This window comes from Pseudomonas fildesensis, assembly GCF_001050345.1.
Lineage (GTDB): Bacteria > Pseudomonadota > Gammaproteobacteria > Pseudomonadales > Pseudomonadaceae > Aquipseudomonas > Aquipseudomonas fildesensis.
Genome location: NZ_LFMW01000001.1, coordinates 519,456 through 542,682 on the forward strand (window position 1 = coordinate 519,456; position 23,227 = coordinate 542,682).

Genomic DNA, 23,227 nt, shown 5'->3' on the forward strand with positions numbered 1-23,227 from the left:
CAAATGACCGGCTGCTGTCTGGAAATCGTCTTCAAAAGCGCTCTCGCGTCCTTCTTGAACACCCTTAAACACCGTAGCCCTATTGGTAAGGCGCGACATTTAATTATAAGATCGCGCCTTCCCCTATTTCGTCGCCCCGTGCGGCTTTCGCCGCAGGTCTCGCCCGTTGTCACAATAAACAAGGCTTTGAGTATCTGCGGTCTGTTACAAAAGGTAGTTAATGATGAGCGCAAGGCACTTTCTCTCCCTGATGGATTGCACGCCCGAAGAGCTGGTCAGCGTGATCCGTCGAGGCATTGAGCTTAAAGACCTGCGTAACCGCGGCGTACTGTTCGAGCCTTTGAAAAACCGCGTGCTCGGGATGATTTTCGAGAAGTCGTCGACCCGCACTCGCCTGTCGTTTGAAGCCGGCATGATCCAACTGGGTGGCCAGGCAATCTTCCTGTCGCCGCGCGACACCCAACTGGGCCGTGGCGAGCCAATCAGCGATTGCGCCATCGTCATGTCGCGCATGCTCGATGCGGTGATGATCCGTACCTTCGCCCACAGCACCTTGACTGAATTTTCCGCCAACTCGCGCGTACCGGTGATCAACGGTTTGTCCGATGACCTGCACCCCTGCCAGTTGCTGGCCGACATGCAAACCTTCCTTGAGCACCGTGGCTCGATCCAGGGCAAGACCGTGGCCTGGATCGGCGACGGCAACAACATGTGCAACAGCTATATAGAAGCGGCGATCCAGTTCGACTTCCAGTTGCGCATCGCCTGCCCGGAAGGCTACGAGCCTGACGCGCGTTTCCTCGAACAGGCCGGCGATCGTGTGACCGTAGTGCGCGACCCGCGTGACGCGGTGATCGGCGCGCACTTGGTGAGCACCGACGTCTGGACCTCCATGGGCCAGGAAGACGAAACCGCCAAGCGCCTCGCGCTCTTCGCGCCCTTCCAGGTCACGCGCGCACTGCTCGACCAGGCCGCGCCGGACGTGCTGTTCATGCATTGCCTACCGGCCCACCGTGGCGAAGAAATCAGCCTGGACCTGCTCGACGACCCACGCTCGGTCGCCTGGGACCAGGCCGAAAACCGCCTGCATGCGCAAAAGGCCCTGCTTGAGTTTCTGGTCGAAGCGGCGTACCACCACGCATGAGCCAGCCACTCCTGCTGAACCTGCGCAATCTGGCATGCGGCTATCAAGATCAACGGGTGGTGCAGAACCTCAACCTGCACCTCAACGCGGGTGACATCGGTTGCCTCCTCGGCTCCTCGGGGTGCGGCAAAACCACCACCCTGCGAGCGATTGCCGGGTTTGAGCCAGTGCATGAAGGTGAGATCAGCCTGGCGGGCGAAGTCATCTCCAGTGCAGGTTTCACGCTCGCACCAGAGAAACGTCGCATCGGCATGGTGTTCCAGGACTACGCGCTGTTTCCGCACCTCAGCGTGGCCGACAACATTGCTTTCGGCATTCGCAAGCACCCGCACAAAGACCGCGTGGTCGCCGAACTGCTGGAGCTGGTCAACCTGAAGAACCTGGGCAAGCGTTTCCCCCACGAGCTTTCCGGCGGCCAGCAACAACGTGTCGCCCTCGCCCGCGCTTTGGCGCCGGAGCCGCAACTGTTGCTGCTGGACGAACCCTTCTCCAACCTTGACGGCGAACTGCGGCGCAAGCTCAGCCACGAGGTGCGCGACATTCTCAAGGCGCGCGGCACCAGCGCGATCCTGGTGACTCATGACCAGGAAGAAGCGTTTGCCGTGAGTGACCATGTCGGCGTGTTCAAGGAAGGGCGCCTGGAGCAGTGGGATACGCCCTACAACCTCTATCACGAACCGCTGACACCCTACGTCGCCAGCTTTATCGGCCAGGGCTATTTCATTCGTGGCCAATTGAGTTCGCCGGAGTCCGTCAGCACCGAACTGGGCGACCTGCGGGGTAACCGGGCTTACACCTGGCCTACAGGCGGTGCCGTGGATGTGCTGCTGCGCCCGGACGACATCGTCTACGCGCCTGACAGTACACTGAAAGCGCGAATCGTCGGCAAGACGTTCCTCGGCGCTTCGACCTTATACCGCTTGCAACTGCCAACCGGCGCGCAACTGGAATCGATCTTCCCCAGCCATGCCGATCATCAGGTCGGTGCCGACGTCGGCATTCGTGTCGCCGCCGAACACCTGGTGTTGTTCCAGGCCTCAGGCAGCACTGCGGCGCAGATTCCTCACACCGAATCAGGTGTGCGGCGCTACAGCCCCGCCAGCTGAGTATCGGAAGAAACCGCCCCTTCCACATTGGTCTCCAGCGACTTGAGATTACATCCGACCAATCGGTGCGAATTTGGCCTGGGTATGTTCGGCAAGCACCGCCGCCGGCAACTCCACTTCCAAGCCCCTTCTCCCCGCACTGACAAATATCGTCGCGAACGGCTGCGCCGTCACATCGATAAAGGTGCGCAGTCGCTTTTTCTGCCCCAGCGGGCTGATACCGCCCAACAGGTAACCGGTGGAACGTTGCGCAGCCGCCGGGTCGGCCATTTCGACTTTTTTCACCCCCGCCGCGTGAGCCAGAGCCTTTAAATCCAGACTTCCGACGACCGGCACCACCGCGACCAATAATTCGCCCTTCTCACTGCTGGCCAACAAGGTCTTGAACACCTGAGCAGGGTCGAGGCCCAATTTCTCTGCGGCCTCCAGCCCATACGAAGCCGCCTTGGGGTCATGTTCATAACTGTGGATGCGATGTTCGGCACGAACTTTTTTCAACAGATCCAATGCGGGTGTCATGAACTCTCCGGGTGCGGCAAACAGATGGCCAATTCTAGGCCAAGACCGCGCAAAACGCTCTAGTGCGCCCGCTCCTGAGACACAGGCTCCGCGTAACCAGCGTGATCATTCACCAGACCAATAGTTCGAATGTGACCAACAGTTCACTTTCGACCTTTGACAGCCGCCATTCTTGTCTATATTTTTTCGTTTCCGAATACTGTAGGAATAGACCACAGGATTCGAGCAGTAAGCCGAGTTGGAGATGGGGATCCCCTTCACGGTGAAAATCGCGCATGGCCCGTTGAGGCCAAACGCCAGACAAGAACAACAATTGAGGTTTTCCATGACAACTGCTCTTCAACAGCCTTCACTTTCGAGCCAATGCATGGCCGAATTCCTGGGGACTGCGCTACTGATCTTCTTCGGTACTGGATGTGTCGCTGCGCTCAAGGTCGCGGGTGCCAGCTTTGGCCTTTGGGAAATCAGTATCATCTGGGGGATCGGCGTCAGCATGGCGATCTACCTCAGCGCCGGTATTTCGGGGGCACACCTCAACCCGGCGGTCAGTATTGCCCTGTGTATTTTTGCCGACTTCGATAAGCGCAAACTGCCCTTCTATATCCTCGCCCAGGTCGCCGGTGCCTTCTGCTCGGCGGCGTTGGTGTATACGCTCTACAGCAACCTGTTTTTCGATTACGAACAAACTCACCATATGGTTCGCGGCACGCAGGCCAGCCTGGAATTGGCCTCGGTGTTCTCTACCTATCCCCATGCGCTGCTGAGCACGGCTCAGGCGTTCCTGGTGGAAATGGTCATTACCGCGATCCTGATGGGCGTGATCATGGCCCTGACCGACGATAACAACGGCCTGCCACGCGGCCCGTTGGCCCCGCTGCTGATCGGCCTGCTGATCGCCGTCATCGGCAGCGCCATGGGCCCGCTGACCGGCTTTGCGATGAACCCGGCGCGGGACTTCGGGCCCAAGCTGATGACCTTTTTCGCAGGTTGGGGTGAAATGGCGTTTACCGGCGGACGCGATATTCCTTACTTCCTGATTCCTATTTTCGCGCCGATTGTCGGCGCTTGCCTGGGTGCAGCGGCTTATCGCGGGCTGATTGCCCGTCACCTGCCAAGCGCAGCACCTGCTACACCTGATGCCAAAGAAAGCGCCGTCAACGGCGAAACCCGTATCTCCTGAACGCGCCAGCCTGGCCCCCCTGCCCTTTGCGGCCCAGGCTGACTACTGACTTCATCATTTCCTTCCAAGGCAATCGACATGACCGACATTCAGAATAAGAACTACATCATTGCCCTTGATCAGGGCACCACCAGTTCCCGCGCGATCATCTTTGACCGTGACGCCAACGTGGTCTGCACCGCCCAGCGTGAATTCGTCCAGCATTACCCACAGGCCGGCTGGGTCGAACACGACCCCATGGAAATCTTCGCCACCCAGAGCGCGGTGATGGTCGAGGCCCTGGCCCAGGCCGGCCTGCACCACGACCAGGTAGCTGCCATCGGCATCACCAACCAGCGTGAAACCACCGTAGTGTGGGACAAAGTCACCGGCCGCCCGATCTATAACGCCATCGTCTGGCAGTGCCGTCGCAGCACCGAGATCTGTCAACAGCTCAAGCGCGATGGCCACGAGCAGTACATCAGCGACACCACTGGCCTGGTCACCGACCCGTACTTCTCCGGCACCAAGCTCAAGTGGATCCTCGACAACGTCGAAGGCAGCCGCGAGCGTGCACGCAACGGCGAGTTGCTGTTCGGCACCATCGACAGCTGGCTGATCTGGAAATTTACCGGCGGCAAGACCCACGTCACCGACTACACCAACGCCTCGCGCACCATGCTCTTCAACATCCACACTCTGGAGTGGGATGCGAAGATGCTGGAGATTCTAGACATCCCGCGCGAAATGCTCCCGGAAGTGAAGTCCTCCTCGGAAATCTACGGCCGCACCAAGAGCGGCATCGCCATCGGCGGTATCGCCGGAGACCAACAGGCGGCGCTGTTCGGCCAGATGTGCGTAGAACCAGGCCAGGCCAAGAATACCTATGGCACCGGCTGCTTCCTGCTGATGAACACCGGTGACAAAGCAGTGAAATCCAAACACGGCATGCTCACCACCATCGCCTGCGGCCCGCGCGGCGAAGTGGCTTATGCCCTCGAAGGCGCGGTGTTCAACGGCGGCTCCACCGTACAGTGGCTGCGTGACGAGCTGAAAATCATCAACGACGCCCACGACACCGAATACTTTGCCGGCAAGGTCAAGGACAGCAACGGCGTGTACCTGGTCCCGGCATTCACCGGCCTGGGCGCTCCGTACTGGGACCCGTATGCCCGTGGTGCACTGTTCGGCCTGACCCGTGGCGTACGCGTGGATCACATTATTCGTGCAGCCCTGGAGTCGATTGCCTACCAGACTCGCGACGTTCTGGACGCCATGCAGCAGGACTCCGGCGAACGCCTCAAATCCCTGCGGGTAGACGGTGGCGCGGTGGCGAACAACTTCCTCATGCAATTCCAGGCCGACATTCTCGGTACGCAGGTCGAGCGCCCACAAATGCGCGAAACCACCGCACTGGGCGCGGCGTACCTGGCAGGCCTGGCCTGTGGCTTCTGGGGCAGCCTGGATGAGTTGCGCGGCAAGGCCGTGATCGAACGCGAATTCGAACCGCAACTGGACGAAGTCACCAAAGAGAAACTTTACGCGGGCTGGCAAAAAGCGGTCAGCCGCACCCGCGACTGGGAACCGCACGAAGGCGCTGAATAAGCCAGGCGCAGAACCCATATAGGGTTGTAACTGGCAGGGAGCGGATTCCTGCGTCATCATGGGCCACTTTTGTATGGCAGCCCAAAGGACGCCCCATGAATCTGCCTCCCCGCCAGCAACAAATCCTCGAACTGGTCCGCGAACGCGGCTATGTCAGTATCGAGGAAATGGCGCAGCTTTTCGTTGTCACCCCGCAAACCATCCGCCGCGATATCAACCAGCTGGCGGACGCCAACCTGTTGCGCCGCTATCACGGCGGCGCGGCCTATGACTCCAGTGTCGAGAACACCGCGTACGCCATGCGTGCCGACCAGATGCGCGACGAGAAACAGCGCATCGGCGAAGCCATCGCCGCGCAAATCCCCGATCACGCCTCGCTGTTCATCAATATCGGCACCACCACCGAATCCATCGCCCGCGCATTGCTCAACCACAACCACCTGAAAATCATCACCAACAACCTCAACGTCGCCACCATGCTCAGCGCCAAGGATGACTTTGACGTGCTCCTGACCGGCGGCAACGTGCGCCGTGACGGCGGTGTGGTGGGTCAGGCCAGTGTCGACTTCATCAACCAGTTCAAGGTCGACTTCGCGTTAGTGGGCATCAGCGGCATCGACGAAGACGGCAGCCTGCTCGACTTCGATTACCAGGAAGTGCGCGTCTCCCAGGCGATCATCGCCAATGCGCGCAAGGTGATTCTGGCAGCGGACTCCAGCAAATTCGGGCGCAATGCCATGATTCGCTTGGGGCCGATCAGCCTGGTGGACTGCCTGGTGACCGACCAGCAGCCGGTGCCAGCGCTGGTGCAGCTGTTGAATCATCACAAGGTTCGCCTCGAGGTCGTGTAACCCTGCCTTCTCGCTCCCACGCTCCGCGTGGGAATGCATAACTGGACGCTCCGCGCCTGCTGCGACACAGAGCGTCACGGGCTGAATTCTCCCGCAAAGCGTGGGAACTATCAGTCATTTAATGTTCACAATTTTTCCTTTTTCGTCCCCTCGATGAGTTTTTTTAATCGAAGTCGGGTGGCTGTGCGCGCATTTATCAGCTACCATTTTCGCAAATGAACATTAATGTTCGAATTCCAAGACGAAAAAAATCGCGAGGCCAGCCGATGAACCCTTCCACCTTGCCTGCTCCACCGCTTGCCGAAGTCTATGACGTTGCCGTTATCGGTGGCGGGATCAATGGCGTCGGCATTGCAGCAGACGCAGCCGGTCGCGGTTTGTCGGTATTCCTTTGCGAAAAGGACGACCTGGCCAGCCACACCTCCTCCGCCAGCAGCAAGCTGATCCACGGCGGCCTGCGCTACCTCGAACATTACGAATTCCGCCTGGTGCGTGAAGCCCTGGCCGAACGTGAAGTGCTGCTGGCCAAGGCCCCGCACATCGTCAAGCAAATGCGCTTCGTGCTGCCGCACCGTCCACACCTGCGCCCGGCGTGGATGATCCGCGCGGGTCTGTTCCTGTATGACCACCTGGGTAAACGCGAGAAGCTCGCCGGCTCGAAAAGCCTCAAGTTCGGCCCCGACAGCCCGCTGAAAAGCGAAATCACCAAAGGCTTCGAATATTCCGATTGCTGGGTCGATGACGCCCGCCTCGTCGTACTCAACGCCATGGCCGCCCGCGAAAAAGGCGCACACATCCATACCCAAACCCGTTGCGTCAACGCACACCGCAGCAACGGCATGTGGGAAATGAACATGGAACGCGCCGACGGCAGCCTGTTTTCGATTCGCGCCAAAGCGTTGGTGAATGCCGCCGGCCCATGGGTCGCCAAGTTCATCAGGGATGACTTGAAGCTGGATTCGCCCTACGGCATCCGCCTGATCCAGGGCAGCCACTTGATCGTGCCAAAACTGTACGAAGGCGCCCACGCGCACATCCTGCAGAACGAAGACCAGCGCATCGTTTTCACCATTCCGTACCTGAACCACCTGACCATCATCGGCACCACCGACCGTGAATACACCGGCGACCCGGCGAAAGTGGCGATCACCGAAGGCGAAACCGACTACATGCTCAAGGTGGTCAATGCTCACTTCAAGAAGCAACTGAGCCGCGATGACATCGTCCACACCTACTCCGGCGTGCGCCCACTGTGCAACGACGAGTCGGATAACCCGTCGGCCATCACCCGTGACTACACGTTGTCGCTGTCGGGCGGCACCGGCGAGGCGCCGATCCTGTCGGTATTCGGCGGCAAGCTGACCACCTATCGCAAACTCGCCGAGTCAGCGATGGCGCAGTTGGCACCGTACTTCACACAGATGCGCCCAAGCTGGACCGCCACGGCCAGCCTGCCCGGCGGCGAAGACATGACCACGCCAGAAGCCCTGGCCGAAGCCATCCGCAGCAAGTTCGACTGGGTGCCGAGCGAAATCGCGCGCCGCTGGTCCACCACCTACGGCAGCCGCACCTGGCGCCTGCTGGAAGGCGTGCAATCGCTCGCCGATCTGGGTGACCACCTGGGGGGTGGCCTGTACACCCGCGAAGTCGACTACCTGTGCGCCGAAGAATGGGCGACCCAACCCCAGGACGTCCTGTGGCGCCGCACCAAGCTTGGCCTGTTCACCACACCGCAAGAACAGGACAACGTGCAGCGTTACCTGTCCAAGGTTGAGCAGAATCGCAGCAAGATCGAAGCGGCCTGACAGACCGATCGTACAAAAGCCCCTGCGCCGTAAGGCCCAGGGGCTTTTTTATACCTGCGCGCTCATTCGGTTTTCCGAACACCATGCCCCGCTCCATTCGGTTTGCCGGACCTTACGGTTACAAATTTGCCGTCACACAAAGTTAATCCACATATAAATCAAATAGTTAACCTTTTATTCCATGTCTGGCACGACTCATGCTCTACACTCCTTGACGATTGCCTGAGACGCCTCAGGAGCCGTCACGGGCATTCGCTGTACAAGAGAGCCGTTTAGCCGGCTTCATAAAAAAAACAAATGTCGAGGAAGTATTGATGCGCATCGTTCCCCATATTTTGGGCGCAGCTATCGCTGCTGCTCTGATCAGCACTCCAGTTTTCGCCGCCGAACTCACCGGCACACTGAAGAAAATCAACGACTCCGGCACCATCACCCTCGGGCACCGCGACAGTTCCATTCCGTTTTCCTACATTGCGGATGGTTCGGGCAAACCTGTGGGCTACTCCCACGACATTCAGCTGACCATCGTTGAAGCCCTGAAAAAAGACCTGAACAAACCCGATCTGCAGGCCAAGTACAACCTGGTCACGTCGCAGACCCGTATTCCGCTGGTTCAGAACGGCACCGTCGACATCGAGTGCGGTTCCACCACCAACAACGCCGAACGCGCTCAGCAAGTCGCCTTCACCACCAACATCTTCGAAATCGGCACCCGCCTGCTGGTCAAGAAAGACAAAGAAGGCAAGCCTAGCTACACCGACTTCGCCGACCTAAAAGGCAAGAACGTCGTAACCACCGCCGGCACCACGTCCGAGCGCATCATCAAGGCGATGAACGCTAACAAGCAGATGGGCATGAACGTCATCTCCGCCAAAGACCACGGCGAGTCCTTCCAGATGCTGGAAAGCGGCCGTGCCGTAGCCTTCATGATGGACGACGCCCTGCTGGCCGGTGAAGAAGCCAAGGCCAAGAAGCCGGATGACTGGGTCATCACCGGTACTCCACAGTCCTTCGAAGCCTACGCGTGCATGGTTCGCAAAGAAGACCCTGCCTTCAAGAAAGCGGTAGATGACGCCATCGCTGGCCTGTACAAATCCGGCGAAATCAACAAGATCTACGCCAAGTGGTTCGAAAGCCCGATCCCACCAAAAAACCTGAACCTGAACTTCCCAATGAGCGACAAGGTTAAGGAACTGATCAAGAACCCGACTGACAAGCCGGCGCCTGACGTAAAAATCTGATTCCTGACTAACCTTATCTCCTGAGGGAGCCAACCCTCCCTCAGGCGTCTGTTACTACCTGCTGGCTATATTTGGAACACTCGACCTGGCGGTTTTCGAGCCGATCGTGTGTGCCTGGCGTTCATCGTCAGGCGGGAAAGGACTTTCCCCAAGCGGGTGCTTGTACATCGATCGATCTCGAGGGGAGACCCTAATGAATTACAACTGGGACTGGGGCGTGTTCTTCAAGTCCACCGGCGTGGGCAGCGAGACTTATCTCGACTGGTACATCGCCGGCTTGGGCTGGACCATCGCCATCGCTGTCGTGGCATGGATTATCGCCTTGCTGCTTGGCTCCATTTTGGGGGTCATGCGCACCGTGCCAAACCGCCTCGTATCAGGCATTGCGACCTGCTACGTGGAACTGTTTCGTAACGTGCCGCTGCTGGTTCAGCTGTTCGTCTGGTACTTCCTGATACCGGACCTGCTGCCGCAGAACCTGCAAGACTGGTACAAACAAGACCTCAACCCGACCACCTCGGCCTACCTGAGCGTCGTCGTGTGCCTGGGCCTGTTCACCGCTGCCCGTGTGTGCGAGCAAGTGCGCACCGGCATCCAGGCGCTGCCACGTGGCCAGGAAGCCGCCGCGCGCGCCATGGGCTTCAAGCTGCCGCAGATCTACTGGAACGTGCTGCTGCCCCAGGCCTACCGCATCATCATTCCGCCGCTTACCTCGGAATTCCTCAACGTCTTCAAGAACTCCTCCGTGGCGTCCTTGATCGGCCTGATGGAACTGCTGGCGCAAACCAAACAGACCGCCGAGTTCTCGGCCAACCTGTTTGAAGCCTTCACCCTGGCCACGCTGATCTACTTCACCTTGAACATGAGCCTCATGCTGCTGATGCGCGTGGTCGAGAAGAAAGTCGCGGTGCCCGGCCTGATCTCCGTGGGGGGTAAATAATGGAACTTGATTTCAGCGGCATCATCCCCGCTATCCCGGGCCTGTGGAACGGCATGGTCATGACCTTGCAGTTGATGGTCATGGGTGTGGTTGGCGGTATCGCGCTGGGTACCGTCCTGGCGCTGATGCGCCTGTCGTCCAACAAGCTGCTGTCCCGCGTGGCCGGCGCCTATGTGAACTACTTCCGTTCGATCCCGCTGCTGTTGGTGATCACCTGGTTCTACCTGGCGGTGCCGTTCGTGCTGCGCTGGATCACCGGCGAAGACACGCCGATCGGCGCGTTCGCCTCCTGCGTCGTGGCCTTCATGATGTTCGAAGCCGCGTACTTCTGTGAAATCGTGCGGGCCGGCGTGCAGTCGATCCCCAAGGGCCAGATGGCCGCCGCACAAGCGATGGGCATGACCTACGGCCAGACCATGCGCCTGGTCATCCTGCCCCAGGCGTTCCGCAAGATGACCCCGTTGCTGCTGCAACAGTCGATCATCCTGTTCCAGGACACCTCGCTGGTCTACACCGTGGGCCTGGTGGACTTCCTCAACTCCGCCCGCTCCAACGGCGACATCATCGGCCGCTCCAATGAGTTCCTGATCTTCGCCGGTGTCGTCTACTTCATCATCAGCTTTTCCGCCTCGCTGCTGGTCAAGCGTCTGCAAAAAAGGTTTGCCGTATGATCTCTATCAAGAATATCAACAAGTGGTATGGCGACTTCCAGGTGCTGACCGATTGCAGCACCGAGGTTAAAAAAGGCGAAGTGATCGTGGTGTGCGGGCCTTCCGGCTCGGGTAAATCCACCTTGATCAAGTGCGTCAACGCGCTGGAACCGTTCCAGAAAGGCGACGTAGTCGTCGACGGCACCTCCATCGCCGACCCGAAGACCAACCTGCCGAAACTGCGTTCGCGCGTGGGCATGGTGTTCCAGCACTTCGAACTGTTCCCGCACCTGACCATCACCGAAAACCTGACCATCGCGCAGATCAAGGTGTTGGGCCGCAGCAAGGAAGAAGCCACCAAGAAGGGCCTGCAACTGCTTGAGCGCGTGGGCCTGTCGGCGCATGCCCACAAGCACCCTGGCCAGCTTTCCGGTGGTCAGCAGCAACGTGTGGCGATTGCCCGCGCCCTGGCCATGGACCCGATCGTCATGCTGTTCGACGAACCGACTTCCGCGCTGGACCCGGAAATGGTCAACGAAGTGCTCGACGTCATGGTGCAACTGGCCCAGGAAGGCATGACCATGATGTGCGTGACCCACGAGATGGGCTTCGCCCGCAAAGTGGCTGACCGCGTGATCTTCATGGACGCCGGCAAGATCATCGAAGACTGCCCGAAAGAAGAATTCTTCGGCGACATCAGCGCCCGCTCCGAGCGTGCGCAGCACTTCCTTGAGAAGATCCTGCAGCACTAAGCACTACCCCATTGTGGTGGGGGGGCGATCCCCCTTCACCACAACTGGTTGACCCAAGGCATCTGTGATGAAATGCGACCCCAACCTCTATCGCGCCGCTCCGCCATCACTTGCCGTGAAGCCACGTCTGATTCGCCAACTGTTCCTGCCACCGTTGATCATCGCCCTGATGATCGGCCTGGGTTACATCGGCTTCTGGATCAGCGAGTACTACGGTATCCGCACCCTCAGCGATACCGGCGAGCGCCAACTGGAATTGCATGCCCGCACCGTCGAAAGCGAACTGAGCAAATACACCTACCTGCCCAGCCTGCTGGAGCTGGAATCCAGCGTCTCCAAGCTGCTGGCCGACCCGACCCAGGAAACCCGCAAAACGGTCAATGATTACCTCGAAGGCCTGAACCGACGCAGTCGCAGTCGGGCCATCTACGTGATGGACACTACCGGCCGCGTGCTGGCCACCAGTAACTGGCGCGATGCCGACAGTTATCAAGGTGAAGACTTGTCCTTCCGTGCCTATTTCCAGAACGCCGTCCGTGGCCAGCCCGGCCGTTTCTATGGCATCGGCAGCACCAACGGCGAACCCGGCTACTACTTGGCCCACGGCCTGGAAGAGCACGGCAAGATCATCGGTGTCGCCGTGGTCAAAGTACGCCTCGAAGCCCTCGAAGAACGCTGGCAGCGCGCGCGCCTCGAAGCGTTTGTCAGCGACGAGAACGGCATCATCATTCTCTCCAGCGACCCGGCCCGCCGCCTCAAATCCGTGCGCCCCCTCAGCGATGACACCAAGGACCGTCTGGCCCACAGCCTGCAATACTACTGGGCGACGCTCAATGAGCTGGAGCCCCTGGCCCGCGAGCGCCTCAACGAAGGCACCGAAAAACTGACCTTCCCGGCCAACACCGAAGTGGTGGCGGACGAGAAGGAAGTCAGTTACCTGGCCCAGACCCGTCCGTTGAACGACACCCCGTGGAATTTCACCCTGCTCACCCCGCTCAACGACCTGCGCCGGGCGGCGATCAACCAGGGCATCCTGGTGGCCGTCGCCTTTGGCCTGGTGGCGTTCCTGTTGATTGCCTGGAACGAGCGACGCAAGGTCATTGCCACGCGCCTCGCCGCGCGGGAAGCCTTGCAGGAAGCCAACAGCCAGTTGGAACGACGGATTGCCGAACGCACCGCCGACCTGCGCGCCAGCAACGAACGGCTCAAGAGCCAGATCCGCGAACGCCGCCAGGCCGAAGAAACCCTGCGCCGCGCCCAGGATGAGCTGGTGCAGGCCGGCAAGCTGGCGGCAATCGGCCAGATGTCGACCAGCATCGCCCACGAATTGAACCAACCCCTGGCCGCGCTGCGCACCTTGTCCGGCAACACCGTGCGCTTCCTCGAACGCGGGGCCCTGGACACCGCCAGTGCCAACCTCAAGACCATCAACGAACTGATCGACCGCATGGGCCGCATCACCGCGAGCCTGCGCTCCTTCGCCCGGCGCGGCGATGACCAGGGCGAAGCCAGCCTGAGCAAGGCCGTGGACGCGGCGTTCCAGGTGCTGGGCGCACGCTTGGACGGCCTGCCGCTGACCCTCCACCGCGACTTTAGCCCTGCCCAATTGCAGATTGATCAGACGCGCCTGGAGCAGATTCTGGTTAACCTGATCGGCAACGCCCTCGATGCGATGCAGGCCCAACCGGCACCGCAACTGTGGCTGGAAGGCAGCAGCGCCGACGGTAAATACCGCCTGCTCGTACGTGACAACGGCCACGGCATCGACCCCGAGGCACGCAAGCATCTGTTCGAACCGTTCTTCACCACCAAACCCGGGGAGCAAGGCCTGGGCCTGGGCCTGACCTTGTCTGCCAGCCTCGCTGCGGCCACCGGCGGCAACCTCGCCGTCGAGCACCCGGCCAGCGGTGGAACGGCCTTTGCCCTGAGCTTGCCGTTGGTGAGCCCTCAACCAGTCGAGTCGACATGAACGTAGAAAACACCTCCGACCTGACCGTCCTGATCGTTGAAGACGACCCCCATGTGCTGCTCGGCTGCCAGCAGGCCCTGGCGCTGGAAGACATTCCCAGCGTGGGTGTGGGCAGTGCCGAAGAGGCGCTCAAGCGCGTCGGCGAGAACTTTGCCGGCATCGTCATCAGCGATATTCGCCTGCCGGGCATCGACGGCCTGGAACTGCTGACCCGCCTCAAGGCCCTGGATAAAAGCCTGCCGGTGGTGCTGATCACCGGGCATGGCGATATCTCCATGGCGGTCGGCGCGATGCGCAACGGCGCCTACGACTTCATGGAAAAACCCTTTTCTCCCGAGCGTCTTGTCGACGTCGCCCGTCGTGCGCTTGAGCAGCGCGGGCTGGCGCGGGAAGTCTGGTCGCTGCGCCGCCAGTTGGCCGAGCGCGACTCCCTGGAAGGCCGCATCATCGGCCGCTCCCCGGCCATGCAGAACCTGCGCGAGCTGATCGCCAACGTCGCCGACACCTCGGCCAACGTGTTGATCGAGGGTGAGACCGGCACCGGCAAGGAACTGGTCGCGCGGTGCCTGCATGATTTCAGCCGGCGTCACTCCCACCAGTTCGTCGCGCTGAACTGCGGCGGCCTGCCGGAGAACCTGTTCGAAAGCGAAATATTCGGCCACGAGGCCAACGCCTTTACTGGCGCCGGAAAACGTCGCATCGGCAAGATCGAGCACGCCCACGAAGGCACGCTGTTTCTCGACGAAGTGGAAAGCATGCCGATCAACCTGCAGATCAAATTGCTGCGGGTATTGCAGGAGCGCACTCTCGAACGCCTCGGTTCGAACCAGAGCGTGGCGGTGGATTGCCGAGTAATCGCCGCCACCAAGTCCGACCTCGATGAGCTGAGCCGCGCCAACCAGTTTCGCAGCGACCTGTACTACCGCCTCAACGTGGTGACCCTGGAACTGCCGCCCCTGCGCGAGCGCCGCGAAGACATCCTGCAACTGTTCGAACACTTCCTGCAGCTGTCATCGTTGCGCTTTGACCGCAGCGTGCCGGACCTCGACAACCAGACCCTGTCCAGCCTGATGAGCCACGACTGGCCCGGCAACGTGCGCGAACTGCGCAACGTCGCCGAGCGCTTTGCCCTCGGCCTGCCCGCCTTCAAGAAAAGCGGCGCCAGCAGCGGCGGCCAGGGCCTGGCCTTTACCGAAGCCGTAGAGGCGTTCGAGCGCAACCTGCTCAACGACGCCCTGCAACGCAGCGGCGGCAACCTGACCCAGGCCAGCCAGGAACTGGGGATGGCCAAGACCACGCTGTTCGACAAGGTCAAGAAATACGGGTTGAGCCACTGATGGATCTTTTTTTGAAGGCCGCCCTTGGCGCGGCAGTGGTGTTGATCCTGGCGGCGCTGGCCAAGACCAAGAACTATTACATCGCAGGGCTGGTGCCGCTGTTTCCGACCTTTGCGTTGATCGCCCATTACATCGTCGGCAAGGGGCGTTCGGTGGACGACTTGAAGACCACCATCCTGTTCGGGATGTGGTCGATCATTCCGTATTTTGTGTATTTGGCGACGCTGTACGTGGTGGTCGATCGGATGCGGCTTGAGGCGTCACTCGCCGTGGCGGCGGTGGCGTGGTTGATGGCGGCGACGGTGTTGGTGAGCGTGTGGGTACGCCTGCAGACCTGACACACCACAATCCAAATGTGGGAGGGGGCTTGCTCCCGATGGCGGCGAGCCAGTCACTGAAGATATTGACTGAACCACCGCTATCGGGAGCAAGCCCCCTCCCACATGTTTAATCGCAGTGTGTCAGCGGACTATCTTGTCGACCTGAATCCCCAGTTTTTTCAATCGATACCAAAAGCTCCTCTCGGAAATCCCGATCTTCGCCGCCGCCGCAGCCTGCACGCCGTTACTCTCCTGCAAGGCCGCCAGGATGTAGGCTTTCTCCACATCAGCCAACGCCGCATCCAGGTCCTGCGGCACACCCGGCCCGTCGCTGAGAATCGCCGTGACGCTGCCCTCGGCAGGCTTCGAGGCAAACAGATAACCCGGCAAGTCGATATCCTCGATCACAGGCTTTGCTGCCACGATAGTCGCGCGCTCCACACAGTTTTGCAGCTCACGGATATTGCCCGGCCAGTGGTACGCCGCCATGGCCTGCAACGCTTCGGCGCTGAAGCCGGTGATGCGTTTACCGGCCGTCGCGCTGAGGGTCTGGGCGAAGTGCCGGGCCAGGGGCGCGATGTCTTCCACGCGCTCACGCAGGGCCGGCAGCGGGATCGGGAACACGTTGAGGCGGTAATACAGGTCTTCGCGAAACTCTTTGTTGGCCACCGCCTCCAGCAGGTTCTTGTTGGTGGCGGCGATGACCCGCACGTCCACTTTGCGCTCGCGGGGGTCGCCCACCGGTTCGATCACCCGCTCCTGCAAGGCGCGCAGAATCTTGGCCTGCAACGCCAGCGGCATGTCGCCGACCTCATCGAGAAACAGCGTGCCCTTGTCCGCCTGCTGGAAGCGCCCTACCCGGTCCGACACCGCGCCGGTAAACGCGCCCTTGCGATGGCCGAACATTTCGCTTTCCAGCAGACCTTCGGGGATCGCCGCGCAGTTGACTGCCACAAACGGTTTGTCGGCGCGGCTGCCGTGCTTGTGGATGGCACGGGCGACCATTTCCTTGCCCGTGCCGCTTTCGCCGGTGAGCAGAATGGTCGCGGCACTGTCACGCACCGAATCCACGGCTTGCAGCACTTTGCGAAACGCCGGGCTGTCGCCCACCAGGCTGTCGAACTGCGCATGCTCGTCCAACTCGGCGCGCATGCGTGCGTTGTCGCGCATGATGTCGCGAAACTGCAGGGCCTTGGCCACGGTGATGTCCAGCTCGTCGATATCGAACGGCTTGGCGATGTAGTCATAGGCGCCGTTGCGCATCGACTGCACGGCGTTTTTCACCGTGCTGTAGGCGGTCATCACGATCACCGGCACCTGGGGGTAGCGCACCTTGATCTCGGCCAGCAACGCCGGCCCGTCCATGCCCGGCATGCGCCAGTCGCTGATCACCAGGTCAATGTCTTCCTGTTCCAGCACCTTGAGCGCGTGCAGGCCATTGCCTGCTGTGAACACCTGGATGCCGTTCTGGCTCAGGGCTGACGACAGCAAGTCGCAGAGCTTGGGCTCGTCGTCGACCACCAATAGGTTATGCGTCATGACTGTCCTCGTCGTCTTCGCCAATCGCCGGAATGTACAGGCGGAAGGTGGCGCCGGCATCTTTTTCGCTGGCACATTCGATGCTGCCGTCGTGACTTTCCATGATCGAATAGACTTTGGCCAGGCCCAGGCCAGTACCCGAGGCCTTGGTGGTGACGAACGGGGTGAAGATGCGTTCGATCATATCCGCCGGGATGCCCTGGCCGGTGTCGGTGATGCCGATGACGGTGTTGTAGTCGGCCGTGCGAATACTCAGGGTCAACCGACCGCCTTCGGGCATGGCATCGATGGCGTTGAGGATCAGATTCAGGCACGCCTGCTTGAGTTGCTTGGCGTCGGCGTAGATCGTCGCGCCGGGTGCCTGGTCATCGATATGAGCATCAATGTTATGGGTGGCCAACTCCGGCGCGCAGAACCCAAGGATCTCCTCCACCAACGGGCGTGCCGCCTGCAACACGCGCAACGGCGGATTGGGCTTGGCGAAATCGAGAAATTCGGTGATCAGGTCGTTGATCCGGCTGACTTCGCTGATCACGTATTCCAGGTGGCGCTTATCGGCGTCGGGCAGGTCGGCACGGCGGTGCAGCAGTTGCGTGGCGGTCTTGATGATGCCCAACGGGTTGCGAATTTCGTGGGCCAGGCCCATGGCAACTTCGCCCAGGGCATGCAGGCGATCACGGCGGCGCAGTTGCGCCTCCAGGTGATGCAACTCGCCCAGGCGTTCGGTCATGTGGTTGAAGGTGCTGCTCAATTGCGCCAGTTCATCGCCGCCGCTGACCACCACGCGGTGCGCATAATTGCCCGAGATCACGGCGCTCACACCCTCGGACAGATCGCGCAGAGGCTGGGTCAACCGCCGCGACACCAGCACCCCCGCCGCCAGTGACAATGCCGAACTGAGCAGGAAAATCAGCACGAACAGGTTGCTCTGGTTCACCAGCCCGACCAGGCTGGTGTGACGCAGCAGGCCGCTGAAAATCACGCCTTGCAGCTCGCCGCTGTCATTGAAGATCGGCCAGTACAAACCGCTGTAGTTATTGGTGAACTGCTCGCTGGGCTGCTTGGTGCTGCGCATCGCGGTTTCGACACTTTTCGGAATGCGCGACGGGTGATCCTCGAAGCGCTGGGTCGAGAAAATTTCCGAGAAGCCTTCGGGGTTGGCCAGGTACAGGCGCAGGTCGAGGGAATGCACGTCGGCCACGCTGGTGAGGAAGCTGCTGTCCAGGTACGTCGCCACCAGCAGTTGGTAGTCGACGCCATCCTGGGTGGTCTCGAAGGTCGAGACCACGATGCCGGTACTCACCCCCGCCACCTGAACGGTCTGCAACACCGCATTGCTGGTCAGGCTGATCTGCTTGACGATGTCATCTGAGGCGGTGCTGAACACCAGTTTGTGGTCGCTGGTGCGGATCAGCGCTACCACGTCGATGTCGGTGGCGTCGGCGATATCGGCAGTGAGCCTGTCGTGCTTGGCCGCCTGCCGGCTGGAGGGCGGGCTGGTGTAGCGCAGGAACAGTTTGGCCATGCGCGCGTTGTCGTGAAGGATGTCGCCGATCTCGTCCTTGACGATCTTGGTCGACTCCTGCAGCCAGATGCGCACGTTGCTGTCGAAAATCTGCGACAGCGTGGTGGCGGCCAGTTCGGCCGCGATCATGGTCGGGATTACACTGACCAACCAGAACGCCAGCACCAGCTTGCGCTGGACGCTCCAGCGCGAAATGGCAAAGGGGCGGGCTTTCTGGCGGGTCTTGTTGATCATCTGGTTTCGCTTATCGCAGCAGCCATGGCAGGGTCGGAACGATCCGGTCGAATAAACAGTTTTACAAGCTTGAGCAGGCCGTTGACCAGCCGGTTGCGATGCCGGAAAAACACACTGTTGCCCTGGAACTCGCACCCCAGGCGCAGCTTACTGGCATAACCGGCCTGACCGCACTCATACACCGCAATATTGTGTTGAATACAGTAGTCGACATTGGTCAGCCAACTACGGAAGTACAGGTTGTAGTCACGGGTGAATTCCACGTCATGCCCGAAAAACTTGTCGACCAGCCGGTGCTCGTCCAACAGCATCAGGTTGAACGCCACCAGATCCTCGTCCACCCAATAAAGTACACAGACCGCGCGTGCTTCAAGGCGTCCGAGCACGCCAGTGAAATAGCTCGCGGGCAGACGCTCGAACTGCAAGTCGGCGCGGGTCAGCGTGGCTTCGTAGAGGCGCATGACCTCGGGCAGCACATCATCGATGTTGCGCCGCCACTCGACCCGTGGGCCCGGCGCACGCAGCTTGCGGCGCAGGTCCTTGCGGGTGGACTTGCCCAGCGAGCCCAGATACGCGTCCACTGACCCGTACGGCACCGGTAACAACCCGGTGGGCAGGCTCGGCATGCTTTGGAAACCGGCGGCCCGGCAACTCTCGGCCCAGTGCGGATCTTTGGTCGGCGCATCCTTGACCGCCACCAGGCCGACCCCGAACTCATCGGCATCCTGGCGGGCGGCCTGCAGCAAATATTTGAGCAACAGCGGGCGGCGCGCCTGAGGAATGTCGCTGGCAACCCCGGCGTCGCAACGCTCGGCGACCGGAGAACCAATGGCATACAACCCCAACTGCAAAACGCCCGGCCACAGTCGCTCCAGGCGCTCGGTAAAACGCTTGCCAGCGCCCGACACCGTGGTGTCGAGGCGGTAATGGGTAATGAACGCAGCCGCCACGGCCACCAGCGTGCCGTTTTCAAAGACCGCCAGGTAACGCCATTGGAAATCATCGATGGCGGCGTTTTCCACGGCGACGTAATAGTCCCAATCCTCCAGGGCACCGGGGAAACAGTCATTCCAGGCACTGCGCTGGATGGCCCGGATGGTTGGGAAGGCTTGGGTGGTAATCACATCTGATCCTTTGTGGTTGGCAGCGCTTTTGTGGCCAGCCGATTTGTTGTGGCAAGCGGGGCTGTCGTGACTAGCGGGCCTGTCGTGGCGAGCGGGCTTGCCCCGCGTTGGGCGGCAAAGCCGCCCCAAAACCTGCCCCCTCGGTTTAACTGGAAAAACTCGGTGCCTGTGATGGGGCGGCTTCGCCGCCCAACGCGGGGCAAGCCCGCTCGCCACAGGAAGCCCGTTCGTTTGAGGAAGCCCGCTCGCCACTGGCAACGCGCTCGCCCGTCAGTAAGCCAAACGCATGCTGCTCGACAAACTGCGCACTCAACTCGATCACCCGCCGGTATTGCAGGTCGACAGTGATCATGTGGTAGCAGTTGTCCAACAGGATCTTGGTCACCGGCCCGCCGAGGTGGCGCTCCACGTAGTCGGCGTTCCAGCGGCTGGTGATGTCGTCCTCGATGGAATGCAGCACCAGCGCCGGCACCTTGATCTCGGGCATGCGTTTCCTGACCACGGCGTTCATCCGGTGCAATTCGCGCACGGTGATGCCCTCCATGGTCAGCAACCCCGCCTCGCTGCTCTCCCCTTCCCTCATCTGCCGCTCGACGATGGCCCGCAGGCGTTCGTTCTTGATGCCGTAAGGCGGCTTCTCTTCGAAGCGACAGAGGTGCACGCCGAACGGAATCTTCATCAGCAACGGCGCGAGGAACGCCAGCTTGTTAATACTCCAGCCGTCGTACTTCAAGGTGGTGGAGTACATCAGCAACCCGGCGACTTGCCCTGGGTGCTCGGCGGCCACGTACATCGACATCACCGCGCCCATGGACAACCCACCGACAAACACCTGTGCGTGACGCTGCCTGATCTGGGCGAAGGTCTTGCGCACCCCTTCGTACCAGTCTCGCCAGCCGGTGGCCTGCAGGTCGCTGTTGTCGCCGCAGTGCCCCGCCAGGGTGGGCACGTACACCGTGCAGTTACCCACCTTGGCCAGGCCCTTGGCGACCTGGCGCAATTCCGTCGGGGTGCCGGTCAGGCCGTGGATCAACAGGATCCCGACCGGACCTTCACCGAGAACGAAGCCGGCAGTACCTTCACCGAGGTCGATCTCTGACGCATTCACCGCGTGGTCGCCCGCACCAGCAGTTGCTCGAGCAGCTTCAGGCCCAGGTCGATTTCCGGGTAGCTGATTTCCAGGGACGGTGCCAGGGTGATCACGTTTTTGTAGTAGCCGCCCACGTCGAGGATCAGGCCGAGTTTCTGACCGTCCACCACCATGTCGCCCTTCATGCCTTCCTCGACCATGTAGTCCAGGGTCGCCTTGTCCGGGGCGAAGCCGTCCGGGCCGCAGATTTCGCAGCGCAGGGCGAGGCCCAGGCCATCGACGTCGCCGATAATCGGGAAACGTTTCTGCAGGTCCTGCAGGCCTTCGAGGAAGTATTTGCCCTTGGCAATGACCATCGCGCCGTAATCGACTTCGCTGGTCATCTTGAACATTTCCAGGCCCACCGCCGTGCCCAAAGGGTTGGAGGCGAAGGTGGAGTGGGTCGAGCCTGGCGGGAAGATTTTCGGGTTGATCAACTCTTCACGGGCCCAGATGCCGCCCAGCGGGTTGAGGCCGTTGGTCAGCGCCTTGCCGAACACGATCACGTCGGGTTGCACGTCAAAGTGCTCGATCGACCACAGTTTGCCGGTGCGGTAGAAGCCCATCTGGATTTCATCGGACACCATCAGGATGCCGTGTTGATCCAGCACATGCTTAAGTTCGCGGTAGAAGTTCATCGGCGGGATCACGTAGCCGCCGGTGCCCTGGATCGGCTCGACGTAGAAGGCTGCGTATTCGCACTGGTTGGTTTTCGGGTCCCAGACGCCGTTGTATTCAGTCTCGAACAAACGGGCGAACTGCTGCACACAGTGGCTGCCGTACTCTTCTTTCGTCATGCCTTTTGGGCCACGGAAGTGGTACGGGAACGGGATGAAGTTGGCGCGTTCGCCGAAGTGGCCGTAGCGGCGGCGGTAGCGGAAGCTGGAGGTAATCGACGAAGCACCGAGGGTACGGCCGTGGTAGCCGCCTTCGAAGGCGAACATCAGGCTCTTGCCGTTGGATGCGTTACGCACCACTTTCAATGAGTCTTCGATGGACTGCGAACCGCCGACGTTGAAGTGCACGCGACCGTCGAGGCCGAACTTCTTCTTGGCGTCGACCGCGATCATTTCCGACAGCTCGATCTTGCCTTTGTGCAGGTACTGGCTGGCGATTTGCGGCAGGGTGTCGATCTGCTGTTTCAGCGCATTGTTCAGGCGCGGGTTGGCGTAGCCGAAGTTGACGGCCGAGTACCACATTTGCAGGTCGAGGTAGGCCTGGTCTTCGGTGTCCCACACATAGGAGCCTTCGCAACGGCTGAAAATACGCGGCGGCTCGATGTAGTGAACGGTGTCGCCGTAGGAGCAGTATTTGGCTTCTTTATCCAGAAGGATCTGGTCTTCGGCGGTAGCGATACGGATATCAGACATGGTGGAAGAGTTCCTGATTGTCGGAAGAGGTATTGAAGGTATTGGCGTTGGCGGCGATGCCTTGTGGCAGCCTGGCCAGCAATGCAGGCAGTTCGGCAAAGGTGTCGAACCGCGCGTAAGGAATGCGGTTGGTCTGGCAGTATTCGGCGAGGCTGCCTTTGGCGAACACGAAGTCGGCGGTGGACGCGACGCACATGTCGGACTTGCCGTCGCCGATCACCAGCACGCGCTTGTTGCGCGGCGTGGATTTGCACTTGCAGTTGCCGGAGGCGGCATGGCAGGCATCGCTGGAATACGGGAAGTCGATGCGCCAACTGTTCTGGTCGACCTGGCGCAGGCGGTTGGCGATGATCGGCAGCAGGGTCACATAGTTGCGCGACAGGATCCGCGCAATGCCTTGCTCGATGCCGTCGCTGACCACTTCGATGGACGCGCCCAGGCCGATGACGTGATCGACAAAGTCGGGGAAGTCCGGGTCGATCTCGACGCTGTCGAAATACGCCAGCAGTTCACTCGGCGTGGCCTTGATCAGCGACAGTTGGCGGCTCAGGCATTCGCGTGAACCGATATGCCCGTCCAGCCATTGCTGTTCGATGGTTTCCCACTCGGGGCCTGCGAAGCGTTGGAGGACGTTGTCGATGACATCGGTGGGGGTGATGGTCCCGTCGAAGTCGCACACGATATGCCAGTCAATCATTGCGGTTACCTTGAAGGAGTGCGCTGTTTGCGCTTTCAACAGGGGTAGAGCAGGGACTGTGCCAACTGGACAACGCCCAGCAGGGCTGGGGCTTTGCTCGTATTCAGGGAGAAAATGTGTCGCGGGAGCTACAATTTTTGTAGCTTGCTACAAACAAGATGAGTGCTTGCACAGGAGAGACGCTTTGCGCGTTCATGCGCGCGTATTCAAT

20 protein-coding genes are annotated in these 23,227 nt (G+C 60.6%); 13 read left to right on the plus strand and 7 right to left on the minus strand.

Annotated elements, in window-relative coordinates; all coding sequences use genetic code 11:
* The first annotated feature begins 223 nt into the window (after window positions 1-223).
* The gene (argF, locus tag ACR52_RS02575) at window positions 224-1,144 is read left to right on the plus strand and encodes an ornithine carbamoyltransferase (RefSeq protein WP_048720165.1); all 921 of its coding nucleotides are present in this window, start codon (window positions 224-226) and stop codon (window positions 1,142-1,144) included.
* Window positions 1,141-2,250, plus strand: a complete 1,110-nt coding sequence (locus ACR52_RS02580; protein WP_048720167.1) for an ABC transporter ATP-binding protein — start codon at window positions 1,141-1,143, stop codon at window positions 2,248-2,250. The genes argF and ACR52_RS02580 overlap by 4 nt, the downstream gene beginning before the upstream one ends.
* Before the next feature lie 48 nt (window positions 2,251-2,298).
* Here the strand turns inward: ACR52_RS02580 and ybaK are convergent, their stop codons facing one another.
* Window positions 2,299-2,769, minus strand: a complete 471-nt coding sequence (ybaK, locus tag ACR52_RS02585) for a Cys-tRNA(Pro) deacylase (RefSeq protein WP_048720169.1) — start codon at window positions 2,767-2,769, stop codon at window positions 2,299-2,301.
* 325 nt (window positions 2,770-3,094) lie between these two features.
* Here ybaK and ACR52_RS02590 point away from each other — a divergent pair, with 325 nt between their 5' ends.
* The 11 genes from ACR52_RS02590 (at window position 3,095) to ACR52_RS02640 (ending at window position 15,416) form a co-directional block, all read left to right on the plus strand.
* Window positions 3,095-3,949 carry an MIP/aquaporin family protein gene (locus ACR52_RS02590; RefSeq protein ID WP_048720171.1) on the plus strand — a complete coding sequence of 285 codons (855 nt, stop codon included), beginning with the start codon at window positions 3,095-3,097 and terminating at the stop codon, window positions 3,947-3,949.
* Window positions 3,950-4,027: 78 nt separating this feature from the next.
* The gene (gene glpK, locus ACR52_RS02595; protein WP_048720172.1) at window positions 4,028-5,533 is read left to right on the plus strand and encodes a glycerol kinase GlpK; all 1,506 of its coding nucleotides are present in this window, start codon (window positions 4,028-4,030) and stop codon (window positions 5,531-5,533) included.
* A 95-nt stretch (window positions 5,534-5,628) separates the two neighbouring features.
* Window positions 5,629-6,384 (plus strand): DeoR/GlpR family transcriptional regulator, encoded by a 756-nt coding sequence (locus tag ACR52_RS02600; RefSeq protein ID WP_048720174.1) that lies wholly within the window; start codon window positions 5,629-5,631, stop codon window positions 6,382-6,384.
* A 266-nt stretch (window positions 6,385-6,650) separates the two neighbouring features.
* Window positions 6,651-8,189: a glycerol-3-phosphate dehydrogenase gene (glpD, locus tag ACR52_RS02605; RefSeq protein WP_048720176.1), complete on the plus strand. Its 1,539-nt coding sequence runs from the start codon at window positions 6,651-6,653 to the stop codon at window positions 8,187-8,189.
* A gap of 314 nt (window positions 8,190-8,503) precedes the next feature.
* A complete protein-coding gene (locus tag ACR52_RS02610; protein ID WP_048720178.1) occupies window positions 8,504-9,430 on the plus strand; it encodes a glutamate/aspartate ABC transporter substrate-binding protein in 927 nt (308 codons plus the stop codon).
* A 193-nt stretch (window positions 9,431-9,623) separates the two neighbouring features.
* Window positions 9,624-10,370 (plus strand): amino acid ABC transporter permease, encoded by a 747-nt coding sequence (locus ACR52_RS02615; protein WP_048720180.1) that lies wholly within the window; start codon window positions 9,624-9,626, stop codon window positions 10,368-10,370.
* Window positions 10,370-11,041: an amino acid ABC transporter permease gene (locus tag ACR52_RS02620; RefSeq protein ID WP_048720182.1), complete on the plus strand. Its 672-nt coding sequence runs from the start codon at window positions 10,370-10,372 to the stop codon at window positions 11,039-11,041. The genes ACR52_RS02615 and ACR52_RS02620 overlap by 1 nt, the downstream gene beginning before the upstream one ends.
* Window positions 11,038-11,772: an amino acid ABC transporter ATP-binding protein gene (locus ACR52_RS02625; RefSeq protein WP_003208734.1), complete on the plus strand. Its 735-nt coding sequence runs from the start codon at window positions 11,038-11,040 to the stop codon at window positions 11,770-11,772. Before ACR52_RS02620 ends, ACR52_RS02625 begins: the two co-directional genes overlap by 4 nt.
* 67 nt (window positions 11,773-11,839) lie before the next feature.
* Window positions 11,840-13,741: a two-component sensor histidine kinase AauS gene (aauS, locus tag ACR52_RS02630; protein ID WP_048720187.1), complete on the plus strand. Its 1,902-nt coding sequence runs from the start codon at window positions 11,840-11,842 to the stop codon at window positions 13,739-13,741.
* Window positions 13,738-15,078: a two-component response regulator AauR gene (aauR, locus tag ACR52_RS02635; RefSeq protein WP_048720189.1), complete on the plus strand. Its 1,341-nt coding sequence runs from the start codon at window positions 13,738-13,740 to the stop codon at window positions 15,076-15,078. The genes aauS and aauR overlap by 4 nt, the downstream gene beginning before the upstream one ends.
* Window positions 15,078-15,416: a GlpM family protein gene (locus tag ACR52_RS02640; RefSeq protein ID WP_048720191.1), complete on the plus strand. Its 339-nt coding sequence runs from the start codon at window positions 15,078-15,080 to the stop codon at window positions 15,414-15,416. Before aauR ends, ACR52_RS02640 begins: the two co-directional genes overlap by 1 nt.
* Window positions 15,417-15,539: 123 nt before the next feature.
* Here ACR52_RS02640 and ACR52_RS02645 read toward each other — a convergent pair whose 3' ends face one another.
* The 6 genes from ACR52_RS02645 to ACR52_RS02670 form a co-directional block, all read right to left on the minus strand.
* Window positions 15,540-16,937, minus strand: a complete 1,398-nt coding sequence (locus ACR52_RS02645) for a sigma-54-dependent transcriptional regulator (RefSeq protein WP_048720193.1) — start codon at window positions 16,935-16,937, stop codon at window positions 15,540-15,542.
* Window positions 16,927-18,696, minus strand: coding sequence for a HAMP domain-containing sensor histidine kinase (locus ACR52_RS02650; protein ID WP_048720195.1), 1,770 nt, complete (start codon window positions 18,694-18,696; stop codon window positions 16,927-16,929). Before ACR52_RS02650 ends, ACR52_RS02645 begins: the two co-directional genes overlap by 11 nt.
* Window positions 18,693-19,820 carry a GNAT family N-acetyltransferase gene (locus tag ACR52_RS02655; RefSeq protein ID WP_048720197.1) on the minus strand — a complete coding sequence of 376 codons (1,128 nt, stop codon included), beginning with the start codon at window positions 19,818-19,820 and terminating at the stop codon, window positions 18,693-18,695. Before ACR52_RS02655 ends, ACR52_RS02650 begins: the two co-directional genes overlap by 4 nt.
* Before the next feature lie 145 nt (window positions 19,821-19,965).
* A complete protein-coding gene (locus ACR52_RS02660; protein WP_048720199.1) occupies window positions 19,966-20,928 on the minus strand; it encodes an alpha/beta hydrolase in 963 nt (320 codons plus the stop codon).
* Window positions 20,925-22,319 carry an aspartate aminotransferase family protein gene (locus tag ACR52_RS02665; RefSeq protein WP_048720202.1) on the minus strand — a complete coding sequence of 465 codons (1,395 nt, stop codon included), beginning with the start codon at window positions 22,317-22,319 and terminating at the stop codon, window positions 20,925-20,927. Before ACR52_RS02665 ends, ACR52_RS02660 begins: the two co-directional genes overlap by 4 nt.
* Complete coding sequence (locus ACR52_RS02670; protein WP_048720204.1) at window positions 22,312-23,016, minus strand: MtnX-like HAD-IB family phosphatase; 705 nt, start codon at window positions 23,014-23,016, stop codon at window positions 22,312-22,314. The genes ACR52_RS02665 and ACR52_RS02670 overlap by 8 nt, the downstream gene beginning before the upstream one ends.
* Window positions 23,017-23,227 lie beyond the last annotated feature (211 nt).

What these genes read in the sequence shown, in the direction of transcription:
- ACR52_RS02645 (WP_048720193.1), bottom strand. Translation starts at nt 16,937, where the DNA reads ATGACGCATAACCTATTGGTGGTCGACGACGAGCCCAAGCTCTGCGAC.
- ACR52_RS02640 (WP_048720191.1), top strand. Translation starts at nt 15,078, where the DNA reads ATGGATCTTTTTTTGAAGGCCGCCCTTGGCGCGGCAGTGGTGTTGATC.
- aauR (WP_048720189.1), top strand. Translation starts at nt 13,738, where the DNA reads ATGAACGTAGAAAACACCTCCGACCTGACCGTCCTGATCGTTGAAGAC.
- ACR52_RS02650 (WP_048720195.1), bottom strand. Translation starts at nt 18,696, where the DNA reads ATGATCAACAAGACCCGCCAGAAAGCCCGCCCCTTTGCCATTTCGCGC.
- glpK (WP_048720172.1), top strand. Translation starts at nt 4,028, where the DNA reads ATGACCGACATTCAGAATAAGAACTACATCATTGCCCTTGATCAGGGC.
- ACR52_RS02625 (WP_003208734.1), top strand. Translation starts at nt 11,038, where the DNA reads ATGATCTCTATCAAGAATATCAACAAGTGGTATGGCGACTTCCAGGTG.
- ACR52_RS02615 (WP_048720180.1), top strand. Translation starts at nt 9,624, where the DNA reads ATGAATTACAACTGGGACTGGGGCGTGTTCTTCAAGTCCACCGGCGTG.
- glpD (WP_048720176.1), top strand. Translation starts at nt 6,651, where the DNA reads ATGAACCCTTCCACCTTGCCTGCTCCACCGCTTGCCGAAGTCTATGAC.
- ybaK (WP_048720169.1), bottom strand. Translation starts at nt 2,769, where the DNA reads ATGACACCCGCATTGGATCTGTTGAAAAAAGTTCGTGCCGAACATCGC.
- argF (WP_048720165.1), top strand. Translation starts at nt 224, where the DNA reads ATGAGCGCAAGGCACTTTCTCTCCCTGATGGATTGCACGCCCGAAGAG.
- ACR52_RS02580 (WP_048720167.1), top strand. Translation starts at nt 1,141, where the DNA reads ATGAGCCAGCCACTCCTGCTGAACCTGCGCAATCTGGCATGCGGCTAT.
- ACR52_RS02620 (WP_048720182.1), top strand. Translation starts at nt 10,370, where the DNA reads ATGGAACTTGATTTCAGCGGCATCATCCCCGCTATCCCGGGCCTGTGG.
- ACR52_RS02670 (WP_048720204.1), bottom strand. Translation starts at nt 23,016, where the DNA reads ATGATTGACTGGCATATCGTGTGCGACTTCGACGGGACCATCACCCCC.
- ACR52_RS02590 (WP_048720171.1), top strand. Translation starts at nt 3,095, where the DNA reads ATGACAACTGCTCTTCAACAGCCTTCACTTTCGAGCCAATGCATGGCC.
- ACR52_RS02600 (WP_048720174.1), top strand. Translation starts at nt 5,629, where the DNA reads ATGAATCTGCCTCCCCGCCAGCAACAAATCCTCGAACTGGTCCGCGAA.
- ACR52_RS02665 (WP_048720202.1), bottom strand. Translation starts at nt 22,319, where the DNA reads ATGTCTGATATCCGTATCGCTACCGCCGAAGACCAGATCCTTCTGGAT.
- ACR52_RS02610 (WP_048720178.1), top strand. Translation starts at nt 8,504, where the DNA reads ATGCGCATCGTTCCCCATATTTTGGGCGCAGCTATCGCTGCTGCTCTG.
- aauS (WP_048720187.1), top strand. Translation starts at nt 11,840, where the DNA reads ATGAAATGCGACCCCAACCTCTATCGCGCCGCTCCGCCATCACTTGCC.